13 protein-coding genes and 1 tRNA gene are annotated in these 19,184 nt (G+C 33.7%); all 14 read left to right on the top strand.

Annotated elements, in window-relative coordinates; genetic code table 11:
* Entirely contained in the window at positions 1-2,454 is a 2,454-nt protein-coding gene (locus tag P2W65_RS11445; protein WP_289665659.1) for an FtsK/SpoIIIE family DNA translocase, read from the top strand.
* Between the two features lie 52 nt (positions 2,455-2,506).
* Positions 2,507-3,154 (top strand): outer membrane lipoprotein periplasmic chaperone LolA1, encoded by a 648-nt coding sequence (gene lolA1 / locus P2W65_RS11440; protein ID WP_491844605.1) that lies wholly within the window; start codon positions 2,507-2,509, stop codon positions 3,152-3,154.
* 8 nt (positions 3,155-3,162) lie between these two features.
* Positions 3,163-4,617 carry an LptF/LptG family permease gene (locus P2W65_RS11435; protein WP_289665655.1) on the top strand — a complete coding sequence of 485 codons (1,455 nt, stop codon included), beginning with the start codon at positions 3,163-3,165 and terminating at the stop codon, positions 4,615-4,617.
* Between the two features lie 2 nt (positions 4,618-4,619).
* Positions 4,620-5,753 (top strand): 3,4-dihydroxy-2-butanone-4-phosphate synthase, encoded by a 1,134-nt coding sequence (ribB, locus tag P2W65_RS11430; protein ID WP_289665653.1) that lies wholly within the window; start codon positions 4,620-4,622, stop codon positions 5,751-5,753.
* 1 nt (position 5,754) lies between these two features.
* Positions 5,755-6,153: an acyl-CoA thioesterase gene (locus P2W65_RS11425; protein WP_012024176.1), complete on the top strand. Its 399-nt coding sequence runs from the start codon at positions 5,755-5,757 to the stop codon at positions 6,151-6,153.
* A gap of 152 nt (positions 6,154-6,305) precedes the next feature.
* Positions 6,306-6,390, top strand: a tRNA-Ser gene (locus tag P2W65_RS11420).
* A gap of 281 nt (positions 6,391-6,671) precedes the next feature.
* Positions 6,672-7,982 carry a site-specific integrase gene (locus P2W65_RS11415; RefSeq protein ID WP_289665648.1) on the top strand — a complete coding sequence of 437 codons (1,311 nt, stop codon included), beginning with the start codon at positions 6,672-6,674 and terminating at the stop codon, positions 7,980-7,982.
* Positions 7,983-8,404: 422 nt separating this feature from the next.
* Positions 8,405-9,565: an IS3 family transposase gene (locus P2W65_RS11410; protein ID WP_434783361.1), complete on the top strand. Its 1,161-nt coding sequence runs from the start codon at positions 8,405-8,407 to the stop codon at positions 9,563-9,565.
* Positions 9,566-9,889: 324 nt separating this feature from the next.
* Positions 9,890-11,470, top strand: coding sequence for a S8 family peptidase (locus tag P2W65_RS11405; protein ID WP_289665646.1), 1,581 nt, complete (start codon positions 9,890-9,892; stop codon positions 11,468-11,470).
* A 1-nt stretch (position 11,471) separates the two neighbouring features.
* Complete coding sequence (locus tag P2W65_RS11400) at positions 11,472-12,641, top strand: trypsin-like serine peptidase (protein WP_289665644.1); 1,170 nt, start codon at positions 11,472-11,474, stop codon at positions 12,639-12,641.
* 20 nt (positions 12,642-12,661) lie between these two features.
* Positions 12,662-14,494, top strand: coding sequence for a trypsin-like serine peptidase (locus tag P2W65_RS11395; RefSeq protein ID WP_289665642.1), 1,833 nt, complete (start codon positions 12,662-12,664; stop codon positions 14,492-14,494).
* Between the two features lie 13 nt (positions 14,495-14,507).
* On the top strand, positions 14,508-17,657 hold the full coding sequence (locus P2W65_RS11390; protein ID WP_289665641.1) for a P-loop domain-containing protein: 3,150 nt from the start codon (positions 14,508-14,510) through the stop codon (positions 17,655-17,657).
* A 28-nt stretch (positions 17,658-17,685) separates the two neighbouring features.
* Positions 17,686-18,429 (top strand): hypothetical protein, encoded by a 744-nt coding sequence (locus P2W65_RS11385; protein ID WP_289665639.1) that lies wholly within the window; start codon positions 17,686-17,688, stop codon positions 18,427-18,429.
* A 216-nt stretch (positions 18,430-18,645) separates the two neighbouring features.
* Entirely contained in the window at positions 18,646-19,137 is a 492-nt protein-coding gene (locus P2W65_RS11380; RefSeq protein ID WP_289665637.1) for a hypothetical protein, read from the top strand.
* The last annotated feature ends 47 nt before the right edge of the window (positions 19,138-19,184 follow it).

The raw sequence follows: 19,184 nt of genomic DNA, 5'->3' as shown, positions 1-19,184 counted from the left end.
ATGGCAAAAAATAAAAAAGAAACTGTAGATAAAAAAAACGACAAACAACAAGGCACTAAAAGATCCTGGAAGATGACCAAACCACAGAAATTTGTTTTGGGCTGTCTTTTGGTTCTTTTCTCTATTGCACTATTAGTCGCATTTATGTCTTTTTATGTAAATGGACAATGGCAAAATGATCAAAGTGTCGTAAACCAGCTTGGTGACCGTACAGAAGTTGCAGAAAACTGGTTAGGAAAATTCGGAGCTTATTTAGCCGACTTGATTATCTATAGAGGTTTCGGACTTGCTTCTTTCATTTTTGTACGTTTATTTTTCCTTACTGGAATGTTTTTAGCCTTGGATCTTTCGACCCAAAAATTAAAGAATACTTGGTTTTGGGATATTTTTGCCATTATTATTATTTCTATTTTATTTGGTTTTTTTGCCACTTCTGCACCAGAATTAGGCGGTACAATTGGTTACGAATTAAACTTATTTCTGCAGGATTATATTGGAAAAACAGGTACTTTGCTTACACTGCTTTTTGGATTAATCGTTTATCTGATTTTCAAAATCAAAATATCTCCAGAAAAAATTCAATCGTATTTTGATTCTACTAAAAAAGAATTTAAATCAGAATTAGACACTTTAAAGCCAGCTGTAAACCAACCTGAAAGCGCTTATAATTTAGAAGAATTTGCTATTAAAGAAGAAATTGAAAGTGATCCTGAAATAGATGATATTCACATCAAAACAGTTGACACGCAATTTGAACTTAACAAAGAAGCATTAAAACCAACTATTTCTCATTCTTCGGAAATTGAGCTAAATCCGATTTTAAAGCCAATTACTCCAAAACAAGAACTACCATTAGTTTCTCCTGACGAAGCTTTTGTAATTGAAAAAGCGGAAGAAGAAGATATTATCGAAGAAAACTTAGCTTCACGACTAGTTGCCGATTTTGGATTATTTGATCCGACTTTGGACTTATCCAATTATAAATTCCCAACCATCGATTTATTAAAAGAATATTCGACTGGTGGAATTACGATCAACCAAGAAGAATTAGAAGAAAATAAAAATAAAATTGTAGATACACTTCGTAATTACAAAATTGAAATCGCACAAATTAAAGCAACCGTTGGACCATCGGTTACTTTGTATGAAATTGTTCCAGAAGCAGGAATTAGAATTTCAAAAATTAAGAGTTTAGAAGATGATATTGCATTGTCATTATCAGCATTAGGAATTCGTATTATTGCGCCAATTCCCGGAAAAGGTACTATCGGTATTGAGGTTCCGAACAAAAACCCAACTATGGTTTCGATGAAAAGTGTTATTGGAGCAGCTAAATTCCAAGAAGCCGAAATGGAACTACCAATTGCTTTAGGAAAAACCATTTCAAACGAAACTTTTGTAGTCGATCTTGCCAAAATGCCCCACTTATTGATGGCAGGAGCAACAGGACAAGGAAAATCTGTTGGATTGAATGCAGTTTTAACTTCATTATTATACAAAAAACATCCAGCAGAAGTAAAATTCGTTTTAGTTGATCCGAAAAAAGTGGAGCTTACGCTTTTTAATAAAATCGAAAGACATTATTTAGCCAAACTTCCCGACACGGAAGATGCTATTATTACTGACAATGCAAAAGTTGTCAATACTTTAAATTCGCTTTGTACTGAAATGGACAATCGTTATTCTTTACTAAAAGATGCGATGGTTCGTAATATCAAAGAATACAACGAAAAATTCAAATCAAGAAAATTAAATCCTGAAGCCGGCCACCGCTTTTTACCATATATTGTTTTAGTTGTCGATGAGTTCGCCGATTTAATTATGACAGCTGGAAAAGAAGTAGAAATTCCGATTGCTCGTTTAGCGCAGTTAGCCCGTGCCATTGGAATTCACTTGATTATTGCAACACAACGACCTTCTGTTAACGTAATTACAGGTTTAATTAAAGCCAATTTCCCTGCCAGAATTGCTTTTAGAGTAACTTCAAAAATTGATTCAAGAACTATTTTGGACACTCAAGGAGCCGATCAGCTTATTGGACGTGGAGATTTATTATATACAAATGGAAACGATGTCGTACGTGTACAGTGCGCCTTTATTGACACACCAGAAGTTGAAAAAATTACAGATTTTATTGGTTCCCAAAAGGCATACTCTACAGCTTATTTGCTTCCAGAGTTTGTTGGGGAAGAAAGTGGCATTAATCTTGATATAGATATTTCCGAAAGAGATACCTTATTTAGAGAAGCTGCGGAGATTATTGTCAATGCACAGCAAGGTTCTGCTTCATTACTGCAAAGAAAATTAAAACTAGGTTATAACAGAGCTGGCCGTCTAATCGATCAGCTGGAAGCAGCCGGAATTGTTGGCCCTTTCGAAGGCAGTAAAGCAAGAACTGTAAACATTTTAGACTTAAGTGCTCTTGATCAATTTTTTAATAATGAACAAAATTAATCCAATCATGAAAGTAAAAATTCAAGAAATCAACAACAATTCTATCACAAACATGACTAAAAAGTGTTTTCAATTAGCAGTTATTTTGCTTTTGAGCTTCACTTCTATTCAAGCTCAAGATAAAAAAGCCAAAGATTTATTGAACGAAGTAACTTCAAAAATTAAAAGCTATGACAATATTGTTATTGACTTTAAATATTCTTTGAATAACGCTAAAGAAAACATTAATCAAGACAGTAAAGGAAACGTTACAATGAAAGGCAATCAATATGTTTTGAATTTCATGGGCGTGACTAAAATTTTTGACGGTCAAAAAACCTATACTATTGTTCCTGAAGACGAAGAAGTTACTATCTCTAAAGTAAATGAGAAAGACGATAATGCGATTACCCCATCTAAAATGCTTACTTTCTTTAATTCTGGTTACAAATACACGATGGATATCGTACAAAACGTAAAAGGAAGAAAAATTCAATACATCAAATTAGTTCCTACAAGCGGAAAAGACCAAAGAAAAGAAATTCTTTTGGGTATTGATAGTCAGACAAAACACATTTATAATTTGATTGAAACTGGAAAAAACGGAACAAAAACAACTTTAACCGTTAATTCTTTTAAAACCAATCAGCCATTATCAAAAAATCAATTTACATTTGTAGCGAGTAAATACCCGAAATACTACATTAATAAATTAGATTAATCAGAAGGTTGAAAATTCTAGACAAATACTTATTAAAAACATTCTTACTTACATTTACTACGGTATTTGTAATCCTATTTTTCATATTCATACTACAAACAGTATGGCTATTTATATCAGAATTAGCAGGTAAAGATCTCGACTTAATATTAGTCGTGAAATTCCTGCTTTTTTCTATGCCACGAATTATACCTCTGGTACTTCCTTTATCGGTTTTACTAGCTTCCATTATGACTTTCGGAAACTTAGCCGAAAATTACGAGTTTGCAGCCATGAAATCGTCTGGAATCTCACTTCAGAGAGCCATGCGAGTACTCATTATTTTTATTTTCATTTTAAGCATCGTTGCGTTTTGGTTTGCAAACAATGTTATTCCATACGCAGAATTCAAGTTTGTAAACTTTCGAAAAAATATCGCCCAAGCCAAACCGGCAATGGCGATTGTTGAAGGACAATTTAATGATGTTGGATTTTACAATATTAAAGTTGTAAAAAAATCTGGAGAAAACGGGAACAAGCTAACAGAAGTAACCATTCACGAAAAGCCTAATAATATGGGCGAAAATAAAACCGTTATTAAATCTAAAACAGGAGAATTGGTGAGCAGTGAAAAATCGAGCATTTTAAAACTCGTTTTAAATGATGGTTATTATTATCAGGATGTTACACCAAAAAAATATGAAGATCGCGCCAAACTGCCTTTTGTAAAAGGAAAATTTAAAAAGCAGATTATCAATATTGACTTATCCGAATTAAACAAGGTAGATGACAGTAAAGAAAGTATTGCTGGTACAAATGCAATGTTGAATGTCAACGAACTGCGTTATACATTAGATTCATTAAACAAAAACATTGATAATGAAATTGTTTCTTTTTCTGAAAACATCAATCAGCGTGTTGGAATTAGAAAATATCCATCTCCTCCAGGGACAAAAACAAAGAAAAAACAACTGCCAAACAACCTGATGTCCATGTATTCCAACAAAGACAAGGTAGATATTTTAAAAATGGCCGGAAGCAATGTTACCAGTAACATTTACTCAATAGAAACTACTCAAAGAGATTTAAAAGACAAACAACGTGAAATCAATAAACATTTAACTGCATTATACGAAAAGTTTGTAATTGCATTTGCTTGTTTTTTAATGTTTTTTATTGGAGCACCACTTGGAGCGATTATTAGAAAAGGCGGACTTGGGCTTCCAATTGTATTTGCCGTTTTAATTTTTATTACTTTCCACTTTATTAATACTTTTGGAAAAAGATTATCTCAAGAAGGCGGTATGTCTCCGTTTTTGGGATCATGGATGTCCTCATTCATACTGTCTCCATTGGCGATTCTTTTAACTTATCGCGCAACAAATGATAACGGATTAATCAATTTTGATGCGATTACAACTCCGATTTCACAACTATTTCAGAAAATTTCCGAGCGGTTTTTACCAGCTCAAAAGCAACAATAATTATGTCAACAACAAAAATACAACTGAATACCATTGAGGAAGCTATAGAAGATATTCGTCAAGGTAAAGTAATCATTGTAGTCGATGATGAGGATCGCGAAAACGAGGGTGACTTTTTAGCAGCTGCTGAAAAAATTACTCCAGAAATGATTAACTTTATGGCTACGCACGGACGCGGTTTAATTTGTACACCACTTACTGAAAGTCGTTGTAAAGAACTAGACCTTCGTGCAATGGTTACCAATAATACAGATCATATGGAAACTGCTTTTACAGTTTCTGTTGATTTAAAAGGAAACGGAGTAACGACTGGAATCTCTGCCGCAGATCGTTCTAAAACAGTTGAAGCTTTAGTCGACCCAAACACAAAACCACACGATTTAGCTCGTCCTGGGCATATTTTCCCTTTAATTGCAAAACAAGGCGGTGTTTTAAGAAGAACAGGCCACACTGAAGCTGCTATCGACTTTGCACGTTTGGCAGGATTTAAACCAGCGGGTGTTATCTGCGAAATTCTTAACGAAGACGGAACAATGTCACGTTTGCCTGAATTGATAAAAGTGGCTAAAAAATTCGATTTGAAATTAGTTTCGATTGAGGATTTAGTTGCCTATAGAATGCAGCACGACAGCTTAATCGTTAAAAAAGAAGATTTTGATATTGAAACTCGCTTTGGAACTTTCAGATTAAGAGCTTACGAACAAACAACAAACAAACAAATTCATATTGCTTTAACAAAAGGAACTTGGAATCTTGGCGAACCAATTTTGACCAGAATCCACTCTTCTCAGGTTAATAATGATTTATTAGGAACTTTAACTAATAATGCTGAGCAGCAGTTAGATGATATGTTTAAAGTAATTAATGAGAATGGAAAAGGCGCTGTTATCTTCATTAATCAGGATATGACAGCAGTTAACCTTTTAAATCGAATTTCAGAGCTTAAAACACTTCAATCGCAAGGAACCTTAAAAGCTCCTAAAGTCATTATTGACAGCAAAGATTATGGTATTGGAGCTCAAATTCTTCACGACATTGATATTTCTAAGATTAGATTAGTTTCAAATACAGAACAAACCAAACGTGTTGGTATGATTGGTTATGGACTTGAAATTACAGAATACGTTAATTACTAATATGGGAACAGTAGAAGAAAGAATTTTAAAATCAGAAACACGAATTTTTAAAGCTGTTTTTCCAAGTACAACGAATCATTACGACACTTTATTTGGAGGAACCGCACTTCATTTAATGGATGAAGTAGCTTTTATCTGTGCTACACGTTTCAGTCGAAAAAAAGTAGTTACAATTTCAACAGGGCAAATTGACTTTAAAAAAGCAATCCCAGCTGGAACTTTAATCGAATTGGTCGCAAAAGTTGACAGCGTTGGAAGAACAAGCTGTAAAATTCATGTTGATATTTTTATGGAGCAAATGTATTCGGAGCTTCGCGAAACAGTCGTTTCAGGGACTTTTTCGTTTGTTGCAGTTGATGAAAATAAAAAACCAACACCAATTTTAGACGATTTAGAATAATTCTTCAAAAAAAACTCCTTTTCAGAAATACTGATAATTAGACACTTGAAAATTATTTTAAAAATCTTCAAAAAAAAGTCTAAAAAAAGTTTTGAGAACCGAAAAACCGTCTTATATTTGCACCCGCAATCAGGCACTGATAGCAACATACTGGAGAAATGGCAGAGCGGTCGAATGCGGCAGTCTTGAAAACTGTTGACTGTAACAGGTCCGGGGGTTCGAATCCCTCTTTCTCCGCTGAGAGCTTAAAAAGAGACTTTTCAAAGTTTACAAAAAAGGCTAAAATTCACGGAAAACCCTGCAAATCAAACGATTTGCAGGGTTTCTTCTTTTATACCGCTTTTCAATATTTTCAAAAACAGACAAAATCTTCGTGGCGCATTCGTGGCGCAGGCTAAGATTTTAAAAGTGTGCCACAAGATTTTATCTTAAGTCCCGATATCAAAGGGGTTAAGCACGTTTACATCTTGTTTAAATAAGGTTATAATTCTACATTTACTAATCTAATAAATTGAATTATGCTAGAGAACAGCTTTGGGTTAATTTTCTTCTTGAAAGTTCCCCGACATGAGAGTAAAATTAGAACCGTTTATTTCAGAATCACCGTTGACGGCATTCCTAAAGAAGCATCTACAAGACGCCAATGGGATCTGGAGCGATGGAACCAGAAAACTGAAAGAGCAGTCGGAACAAAAGAAGACGCAAAGTCACTTAATTTTTTTCTTGACTCGCTCACATCGAAAATCCACGATATCAAAACTGAGATACTCTACAGCGGAAAACCAATAACTTCCCAGAAAATTATGGATCATGTCATGGGAAGAATAACTCCGAGAGTAAAAGTGCTTGAAGAATTTCAGAAACACAATGATGAATTGGAGGCGTTGGTTGGCAATGGTTACACAGGTGCAACCTTGGAAAGGTTTAACATAACCAAAAACCACGTGTCAAATTTTATAAAATTCAAATATAATTCTGATGATTTTGAATTTGCCGATCTAGATCTTGAATTTGTAAAAGATTTTGAGTTTTACCTGCGGTCTGTCCGCAAATGCAGCAATAATACAGCCCTTAAATACATTGCTAACTTCAAAAAAATTGTCATACGTGCACTTGATAAGGAAATTATTGAAAAAGACCCTTTTAAAAGCTTTAAAGGCAAAAAAACTAAAATTGTAAAAAAACCTATATCTGCAAAAGAATTGGCTGAATTGGAAGCCCATCAGTTTTCGATTGAAAGACTCAGTATAGTACGCGACATTTTTGTATTCCAATGCTACACAGGGCTTGCATACATTGATGCCTACCAGCTCACAAGTGCTGATATAAAAGACGGAGTTGATGGAAAACCTTGGATTATCTCTGAACGCCAGAAAACTAATTCAACTGCAAAAATTCCACTCCTGCCTCATGCTGCCAGAATTCTTGAAAAATATAAAGATCATCCTGTCTGCATTAAACGAGGAACTCTCCTGCCTGTTTATTCTAATCAGAAGATGAATGGCTACCTTAAAGAAATTGCTGTATTGTGCGGTTTTCCATTCCCACTTAACACACATATGGCACGCCGTACATTTGGAAGCACGGTAACCTTGAACAATAATGTCCCAATTAACGTAGTCAAAGAACTGCTTGGACACTCCTCGGTTAAACAGACAGAAGCTTATGCCATAACAGAGCAGACAACTATTGGAAGAGAAATGTCCATACTAAATCAAAAACTCAATAAGCATACAAATGAGATTTCTCAAGAAGATTTAACCACGCTTGAGAAACTTGAAAAAGAAATTCAATTAATTAAAAGTAAATATAAAAATGCATCACTTTAATATTAAAATGAGGTTTAACCAATATGGCATTTTGTAAGAATTATTAATTCAAAGCTTATGCAAATACCAACATGTTTAACATATTAAAAAGATACCTCATGGGTTCGAGTACTGCTCTCCCCACGGAAAGGCCTAAAAGGCGGAAAACTTAAAGTTTTCATTCTTTTTAAAAAGCCACAAAAAATGTCTGAAGACCTGCAAATTCAAGGATTTGCAGTTTTTTTTTATTTTAGGACTGTTTTCAATATTTATAAATCCTCACAAAATTAAAGGTGCAGAATCGGTGCACTTTCTGGCTGGAGGTGATACCTTTTTTGCCACAAAAAGCTAAGGCGGTTTTAAAAATATTGATTAAATTTATTTTGATAAATTGTAAGAATAAATAGTTACAAAACAATTCATCACTCTATAAATTTGAAACCATGGAAAATACTCGAAAAAAGTGGCCGTTGGAATTTAAAATTTGTGCCGTCACAATCAGTAATCAATATAAAAGTGTATTAACTGTATCCCAGGACCTAGGCATCAGTGAAAATAGCCTTCAACATTGGAAAAAACTTTACAAGGAAGGAAAATTGACCCTCGAGAAAAAATCAGATTTAGATGATAACCAAAAAGAATTAATAAGATTAAAAAAAGAAATCAAAAATATTCAGATAGAAAAGGATATCTTAGAAAACAGCGCAGGAATTATTTTACAGAAAAGACGGCTTCGCTATAAATTCATCATGGAAAACTGTGAAAAATTTCCAATTATTAAGATGTGTAAAATTTTCAAGGTAGATCCAAGCTGTTTCTACAGATGGAGGAAAGACCTATCTACGAGCAGAGCTGAAAGAAAAATATTTATAACATCTGAAATTCTAAGAATTTATCATTGGAGCCAAGGAAGGTACGGAAGCATAAGAATCACTAAAGAACTTTCAGCAATAGGTATAAATGTATCCCGCACGTATGTTGGAAAGATAATGCTAGAGAATCATCTTCAACGGGTCGCAAAACAAAAGTTTAAAAGAACTACAATCTCCTCTCCCAAATATCCTGCAGCTGACAATTTATTAAATCAGGAATTTAAAGTTAGAAACCAAAACCAGGTCTGGGTATCTGACATTACTTACATTCAAACTAAGAAAGGCTGGGTATACCTTACCGCAGTAATAGACCTCTTCGATCGTAAAGTTATAGGCTGGTCCATAAGCAAAACCATGAAAGCAATAGATACAACTATAGCTGCTTTTAAGCAGGCTTTGCGCAACCGTCCATTAATTCGAAACCAAAAATTAATATTTCATTCAGACCGCGGAATCCAATATGCCTGCAAAGCCTTTGTGTACATTTTATCTAAAAGTGATCAGATTACTCAGAGCATGAGCAGAAAAGGAAACTGCTACGACAATGCAGTTGCAGAAAGCTTTTTCAAGACAATTAAATCAGAGTTAATTTATCAGAACCAATATGCGTCCATTAAAAAAGCAAAAACATCAGTCACTAATTATATCAAAAATTTCTACAACACCTGCAGAAGACATTCAGCACTTGAATATTTAACAATCGAAGAATTCCAAAAACAATATCTCCAGTAAAAACAAATTACTTTGCTCACTATCCTCTTTGATATTTTTATTAGTGTTTTATCTCTTTATTTAACTACACACCTTATTTTCAACAAAAACAAACAAATACCTCAATTACAACAAAATACAGGTATTTATACGGGGTATAATTTGAATTAATTTACTAATTTTATCATCTCAAACATATCGTATTATACACCTGTATATTCTGTTTACCGGCAATAAAGCCTAATTTTTGAATATTTATATTCAAATTCAATTTACCCGCCTTGTTATAAGCATCCTGTTATTAAGTCCCCAAGACATTTTATTTATAATTCTAAAATTAATAATATGGAAAAATCTCTATTTTATTCCAGCGATCATGGTAATCTGGAACTTCTTGAAACTGCGCAGCCTGAAACTAATTATTTTCCTGCAGCTAAACGCGGTAAGAACCCTTGGGACAAAGCTCATGAATTGCAGCAAAAAAAATCCGGGAATATTTATATAGAACCGAATGAAATTCTATCGGGTAAAAAAATTATCAGTCAAAAAAATGAGGAAGTGTTAGAATCACTAGAATCCGTCGCACAAAATGACTACGATCCCGAGTGGCCTTATCCTCAGATTAACGGGAAGGCAGATAAAAAGTTTTGGTATCTTGGTGATGAGTTTTCACAACTAAAATCCGCAAGAGACTCTGTTTCAGATACAACACCTGTAATAAGAATTGCTCATTTTGATACTGGATACGATCCCGAGCATAAAAGTTTACTCAAAAACAGTATAGACACCAAAAATCAGAAAAATTTTGTAGAAGAAAATAATTCTTCCATTGATATCGGCTCCGAAGGATTAATAAACAATCCGGGGCACGGAACAGGTACTTTATCCATACTTGCCGGCAATACAATGAAGATCGACGAATACCAACACAATGATTTTATAGGAATACATAAAAACATCAAAATTCTGCCTCTACGTATTTCCCGGAGTGTAATGTTATGGAAAAACAAAGCTTTTGTTGATGCTCTTGAACATGTAATAAGTTTATATGATACCCCTGATCGTTGTGACATTGTTACAATGAGTATGGGGGGAATGCCTTCAAAAGCATGGGCAGATGTTATAAATCGCGCCTATGAAAAAGGAATTTTTATTGTTACCGCGGCTGGTAATAACATTGGGAGAGCAACACCTTCAACATTAGTTTACCCGGCACGTTTTGAGCGTGTAACAGCTGCATGCGGAGTAACTTATGACTATTCACCCTATTACAAACCCTTTGGAATTCGAAACATAAAGACCATGGAAGGAAACTACGGTCCAAAAAAATGCATGACAAAAGCAATAGCTGCATTTACACCAAACGTTGCATGGGCAATTATAAATAGTGGAAACTTAGTCAGTATCAACGGTGCGGGAACTTCTTCTGCTACTCCTCAGATTGCATCTGCAGCTGCCTTATATTATCAAAAATATCATACTGAGCTTAATGCAATGCCTGGCTGGAAAAAAATTGAAACAATACGTCAGGCCATGTTTGATTCTGCTGCAAAAAAAATCAAAGATGGCTTTGATAATGACATTACACTCTATTTTGGTAATGGGATTCTGCAGGCTAACGATATGTTGGAAATAAAACCTTCACAAGTCACAGTAAAAAAAGCAGATCCTGCTAAAGTAAGCTGGCCATTTTTAAAACTGGTAACCGGCACCGAATTACTTGAAAGCTCAATTGAAATGTACGAAGTAGAAATTCTTCAATTAATTTCAAAATCAGCATCACTCCAGAAACTGCTGGAATATGAAGAAAAAAACTTTGATGAACTGACTGATAAAGAACAAAGACAGTTTTACGCCATTATACTAGAAATACCGGAAACCTCCGAAGCACTAAAACAGCTGATACTTGATAATAAACTTTACTAAAATGAAAAAGATTGATCAAGCCATAAACCGCTTTCGCCCCAATCTTATAAGAACAGTTGCATCTTCTCTGGAATCTTTCGAAAGCACTGATATACCCAAAACTGCTTTAAAAACAATTATTGAAGCTAAAACCTCTTCGGCTGAAAATGAAATAAGAAGGCTGAGATACAATTCTGATGTGGATGCAAAAAAATTACAAAAACTTACCGACGCAGTCAATACTGAAGGAAAGAAGGCACTTAAGGCCGTATACAATAATGATAGTGCATATTTTAAAAACAATCTTGAAGCACTGGATCTGTTAGAAGTCATTGTAAAAACCGACGGAAGCAGTCCTTCTTTTCTAGTAAAAAATGGTACAGTAGATCTTTCTTCTGCCCAGCCAGGGTTGTGGAATGATATACTGACGACTAATAAAACTAGTATTGATTATGCTATTTCATGTGTCGGTCGTATAGATAAATTCGGCTCCCATGTAGGTAGTGGATTTCTTATAGCTCAGAATTTATTTGTAACAAATCGTCATGTCCTGCAGAGCATCGGCTCAAATAACAACTCAGGATCAACCGTTTACGATGACGTATCTGTAGACTTTGGCTTTGAATATGAAGGTATTAAAACATTAAATCGTCGTGAGTTCAAAAAAGTAATATTTGATAATGGAAATCTTATAAATCCCAAGTTGATAGATCATTCCAAAATCGATATGGTAATTATTGAATTGCTACCATTAAATACTGCTTGTAGAGTTCCTCAAATAAACTTCACTAAAACCATTAAAGAATTAAAATCCAACTCTTACATGTATACTATTGGATATCCCGGAGATCCAGGTCTTGCTGGTTTAAGTGTTTATGGAAAATTATTAGAAGATATTTATCAGTCTACATACGGTTTTAAAAGACTATCGCCTGGACAAATTATCAATAGTGATATTAAAAACAGTCATACCATTAGCCACGATGCCAGTACCTTAGGAGGTAATTCAGGATCCGTAATTATTGGTAACAATAAACTAACCTCTGCCAGTGCCATTCATTATGGAGGAACTCTTAAGACACCACGCGAAAATTGGGGCTTATTGCTTGAATCTACTCTAAACATTAAAGACAAAACATCAGGAAGACTTTTATCTGAGATTCTGGATTCAAATGGAGTTATTACTGAATAGATTAATCTAAAAAAAACAACATGAGTTATTCAGCTAATGAAATTGTTTCCGCATTACGTACAAATCGCAGAGAATTTGGTGACTTATACTTTCAATCACAAACAGTTTTACCAATTGAGAAACGTATTGCTTTTGAAGTTATTGTAGCGGAATATGCAGATGACACTGAAGCTTTTAAAAAAGCTGTCAACTACTCTATATCTAACAATTTTATAGAAAGTTTTCTATTGACATTTGCTCAGTCTTCTCTGGAAACAGGAGCACTGATGAGAATTTTGCAGCAAAACAGTCTACAAACAGCTCAACCTCAGTTACAGGCAATAACAAATGCTGTTTCTGGATTCTCTGAGCCCGATGTATACCTGAAAGGTATCATGAAAAACATGAGACTTACTGGAAAAGTAATTATTAACGGAGAGCCAATGGGAACTGGGGTACTAGTTGGTCCAAATTACTTCCTTACTGCCTGGCATGTTACAAAATCGTTATTTGACCATAATAATACACCTTTAACAGATGTTGATCTTAGTATTGAGTTTGACAACTTTCTAAAGGCCAGTGAAACCGGGATGACCACAAATCAGTCCCTAATCATCCAAGCGCATAGAAAATGGTATGTTAGCCATTCTGTATGTAACGAAGTAGAATTAAATAATAAAATTCCGGATCCTAAAGATGGTTTTGCTGGATTTTGGGATTATACTATTATAAAATTAAAAAGGCCTGTAGGGTACGAAAGAAGCTGGGTTACAATTGATCCGCGCGCTTTGGTTCCACCAGATGATGCTAAAATCATTCTCTTCCAGCATCCATCAGGATCCTCACTTAAAATTGATATCAGCACTATAATTAGTCCAAGACCTTCAATAACGCAGATTCCAAAATTTCGCTTTCTACATGAAGTGAATGCCTTGGGTGGTGCTTCTGGAGGTCCTTGTTTCGATAAAGAATTTACCCTTATTGGAATACATCAGGGGGTCTGGCCAGAAAAGTTAAACGGCCGTACTGTGAATAGAGGTATTCCAATTGATAAAATATGCACTCATTTTAATTCTGTACATAACACCAACATTCATGAGATGGATTTTGAAAATCCTTTTTGGTACCTGGATAAGATTAAATATGAACCTGTCATAGGAAGAGATGATTTCCAGCTCCTACTCTGGGATTCTTTTATAAATCCCCAAAACAATAAACGTTTATTTGATATTAAGGGAGTCGAAGGCACAGGAAAAACTTTTCTTACACGAATTGCACATTCAGCCCTTAATGATATTCAGCACCTAAAAATCAATTGTCCTGGAGAAATAATCGGGAAAATGGACGCTTGTTCCTTTGTTAATTATGTATGCGGTACTGCGGGAATACCATTGCCTGGAATACCTGCATTTAAAGAATATGACACCACAGTAGCTGCATGGCTTAGAAACATTTTGGCCGATCCACTTCTTTCCTCTCTAAATAAAGTAAGAGATAAAAGAACTGTATGGATTATGATAACTGATTTAAATAAATTCAGTCTGGAGGGTGAAAATCTCTCGGAATTTTTTCTGTTGCTTCTTAGTTCTTTAAAAGATACAGAATGGCTTCGCATCATCATTGACGGATTTCCCTCAAATCTTCCGGTTGCCACTCTCGATTATACCCAGACTTACAGAACTACAGAATTAACACTAGACGATATTACATCATTTCTAAATAAATGTTTTACTGAAAGAGGCTGGGATTTAAACCCAATTAATCAGGTTTCTAATTTACTGCGTTTTGTTTATGCCGATAAACTACCAGACAATCATTCTGCAATGAACATACTCAAGAAAGGTATTATAAATGTATTTGAAAAAAGATCTTAAATATTAATCAAATATGGAAATTAGACCAAACTATATAGCCAAAATGGAACTTGGAGATCATGATTCCGCAGTTAATGAGCAAAAAAATGACTGGAAAATTCCTAGTAAAGAAGATTTTTTAAAAGAATTAGATGATGAATTATTACTTTCCAAACCTTGCTTAGAACTTGATGAAAATTTAAAAAAGAAAATAGAAAATGCATTTGTAAAAGCTGCATTTTCCGGAAAATTCACCCCAAATTCAATTGTCGAAGCCGAAAGTGAAGCAGACAAAACCATTATACTAAATGCTTTAATTCCTTATTGTAATATAGATGCGACGGAACAAAAAGTATTGTGGATGCTCGAAACCAATAAGAGAAAAGCTGTTTTAACAGAGCTTTTTATTGCAATAAAATCTCTAGATAAATATAAGGAAACGCTACCTGCAACTGATAATTTTGGCAGATTATTGAGAGAAATATTATTTGATGATAGGATTTTTTCCTTAGAACAAATGGACAGAAATGAATTGATGCTTTTATCTGCAGTTCTGGAAAGTATCGAGGGTATTAATATTGATATTACCAAACCTGATCTTAATAAGGTAAAGAAAATATTGGATTTAAAGTCATTTATTGACAATTACCGTCACCTTACCGAAACTTTTGTCGGTCGGAAAACTGAATTAAAAAAATTAAGATCATTTATTGCTGAATCTAATCCGTGGTCTTGGGATACCATGGTTATAAAAGGAGTCGGAGGAGTTGGAAAATCAACTCTTTTAGCTAAAACCTGCGTCGAAATACTTGAACTTAAATCAGCAACACTGCTGCTTATTGACTTTGACCGTCCCGGAATGAGCTCACAAGACACCACATGGCTTATAGAGGAGCTTATCAAGCAGGTCGGAATTCAATTTCCAAATGAAAGAGATAAACTTCATCATTTATTAGAATTAAATCATCATACATCAGAAAATTACAGTACGTCAAGAGCAAATGTATTGGAATCGATAGAATACGACAAAATAGGCCAAAAAAGCCTAATAGGTGTCCAACGTATTATTTCAAGGACAGGAAAACCATTAGTAATTGTTTTCGATACAATCGAGGAAGTCTTCCAGCAGAGGTCATTTGAAAAATTACAAAATTTTATTAATCTAATTTACAGCAGTCTTTATGGTATATCCCTAAAAGTTATATTATCGGGTAGAATTCAGGATCAGTTGGATTTTAAAACAGATGAATACAATACCATTTTTCTTGATGTTTTTGATAAAGCTACTGCTGCTATTTTTTTAAAAAAATTAGGTAACGATAACCAAACAATCAAATCAATTTTAAAAAATAAAAGCGTTCCTCTACGGCCTTTAGAACTCAAACTAATTAGTAAGATACTCAAAGACCAGAACATCCCATTTGAAATCCTTGAAAATGAAATTTTCACAGATAGCAAGTCAATTATTCGTGATGAATTTTACACCGGAATTATATACCGACGAGTGCTGAATAGAATAGCAAACAACACAGTAAGAAAAATAGCTTATCCTGGTTTAATTCTCAGATATATCACAACAGATTTATTAGATGTTTTATCCCCTATTTTGGACTTACCTCAAATGGATCTTCAGACAAAGAAAAATTTGCTTAACGATCTTGAATCTTACGGCTGGTTGTCCTACAGACTAAATGAAAACGAAATCTGGCATAGAAAAGATTTACGTCGAATTATGATCCGTATGATTATGGAACAACAGTCCGAACTAGCAATTACAATAAGAAAAGCAGTAATCACATACTTTGATCAACAAAATGACTCAAAATCGAAAGCAGAAAGTATATATCATAAACTAATGTTATCAGAAGGGAAATCAGATTTGGATTCCTATAGCCTTTCAGAACTAAAAGCCGCCTCCTCCTTTATTGGTGCAGATGATTTCGATTTGCCAAAATCGGCTGCAGTCTTATTACAATTCGCCAAAACTGGAAGGGTTTCAGCATCTGATGTATTACAGCTTCCGGATAGTTATTTTAAAAAAGTATATGGAAAAACAGGAAGGAGACTTACAAATAGACAACAGTTTAAAGAAGCATACAAATTATATTCATATGCAAAAAAAATAAATTTCCAGTTAACTGCCACAGGAATGGGCCTTGCAGACCGGTGGGAACAAGAAATGCTTTTTAACCTGGGAAAGTTTGAAGAAATAAGAACCTTGAAAAGTTATCAAAAATACAATCCTGAAATATCTGAACTCTTACAGTTATTACATTACATTTTTCCTGCAATACTTATTGCTCCTGAAGATGTAGAAGTTGAAAAAATTGAAACTTTAATTAAAAACGCTTGTGAAAATTCAAAAAAACTTGAAAAAACTTTATCCGGTCCAGAGAGCTTAACTATCATTACAAGACTATCATATTCATTTACAATATTAAATAATGTTAAAGGATTATCCCATAAAATGGTTATTGATCTTCAAACTATAGTCGAATTACTAAGTCACAATCAAAATTTTAAACATTCTAACAGAGGAAGATTGTTATTAAACATTTTAGCCAATCAGTTTATTCCCCAATATTATTATCTGTGTCTTTCAAATTTAAAACTTGATCCTGAATGGCTTAACAGTTTGCAGGATTATACGGAAGAATCTATACAAAATTTGATTGGTCCTATTTTAACTATTTTTAAACAAACTGATAATTATCCAATGACTGCTCGTAATTTTTTAAATCACATAGACAGTATGGAAGATATTAGAGAAGAATGGTTCAAAATAATGATCAACTTATCTGTACTTGACCAACCAACGGTATACAAAATTGTAAGAGGCACGAATTTAGTTTTTCGGAATGCTGTAACAGCTGTATTATACGAGATGATCGAAAATGAAAATCTAAAAATAGAAGAATTGAGACTTGTTCTCTTTGACTGCATATGCATCAATATAATCGATTTACAGCCTCATATTTTTGAAAATATGGTCTTAAAAAATGTGGACTGGTTAAGTCCGTTAATTGAATTGATTGACCGCGAAGGCTCTCTGATTAGTTTCGTATCCACAATTACAAATATAACAACTAATTCTGGGGGCTTCTTCCATGTAAACCGAGTATTACAGAGATGGGAAGTTGCTGTCGCAATATTATTAAAAACACCTAATAATAAAACAACTTAAAAAATATTAATCATTAAATCGGCAAATCATGGCAATAATTGAAGTTGGATCAATCAACAATTTTTCAGTAAGTGTTAAAAAAGACATCCCCGAAGCGTCAATGTTGGAATCTGTATCTACTTTTTCAGAATTAGATCAGGTTTCCAAAAGTATTGAACCTAATTCTTTCGAACTCATTACCTCAAAAGATCAGCGAGGTTTATATCTAAAAAAATTAAAATTAGAAAAAGGCTTCGGCGGTTTTTTAAACAATCTACTAGGTTCTACCAATAACATCTATTTTATCGCATGGGCATGGGATTTAAGTGGGGAGCCCGTAAATCTTTATCCTGGTAAAGATGTTCAGCCAGAATCAGTTCTGATTCCTATGAAAGCAGGAAATGTTCGGGAATTTATAGGTAATGGGATTGTGTTGTTCCCCAAGAGATATGTTAAAGGCGGTATTGCTTTAAGAATTCAAATATGGGAATCAGACCAAGAAATACGCAAATTTGGAAAGGCTGTAAATGATACCTCTGAAGCTATAAAAAATTCTAAACTCAATAATCTACTTTCTTTAATTTCACTAGGAACAGGTGTATCCGGTGTAACAATATCACTCGTAAAAGATGCAGCGATAGAGCTAGGCGGAATTATTGGCACAATACTAAAGTCAAACGGTGATGATTATGTTGATTTCTTCGAAGGGTATTATTCTTCTGATGACGAATGGATAAAAAAAGATGAAATATATAAAGGAAACTCTTCACAAATGACACTTCAAAAAAATTAAAACTTCAAAAAAAATCACCCGATACTTTTTTCCAAATCTAAATCTTTTGATAAATATATTCAACGAACTTGATATTAATCAAAAGCTCTAAAATAAAAAGAAAACATCATTATTCAAGAGATATCATTTATAAGTGTCTGAATAAATCATTCAAGAATATCTGCTCATTTGATACTTGAATAAAAATAAATATTAACTAATTTAAATATTAGATATATGAATACATCTGAAAAAGAACATTTTCTAAAAGACCTAGATCATATATTAATGTCCATTAATATAAAAGATATGCAAAATAGAGTAGAAAACTTAAAACAAAAAATATATAAAGATGAGCTAACCGAGAAATTATGGCGAAGCCCCTATGGAAGTTTCATTTTTTTAACAGCTCTAATTATTGTTCTATTAGTTAGCGTATCAAAATTACTTTTTATCGATGCTCCCTTTTTCGATTCTTTAAAAAAAGCACATAACGGACTTCCATATAATATACTTGACATTGCAATATATTTTATATGGCTTTTAGGACCTCCTATTTTTCTTTTGGTTGAATACATCTTTTTATTTGGAGAAAATAAAGCAAACAGACTAAGCACCCTACAGATTGCCGATTTAAAATACTGCCAGGAATTAGGAAGCAAGGTTTGGGCTGCAGTTATTCTCTGTCTTTCTATCATATTACTTATCAAATACGATGTCAAATTATGATAATCTTAATCCTTTTAATTGAAAAAAATGTTTTTAAAAATCTATTT

The organism is Flavobacterium panacagri (assembly GCF_030378165.1).
Lineage (GTDB): Bacteria > Bacteroidota > Bacteroidia > Flavobacteriales > Flavobacteriaceae > Flavobacterium > Flavobacterium panacagri.
This window is presented reverse-complemented; position numbering and strand designations above follow the sequence as displayed.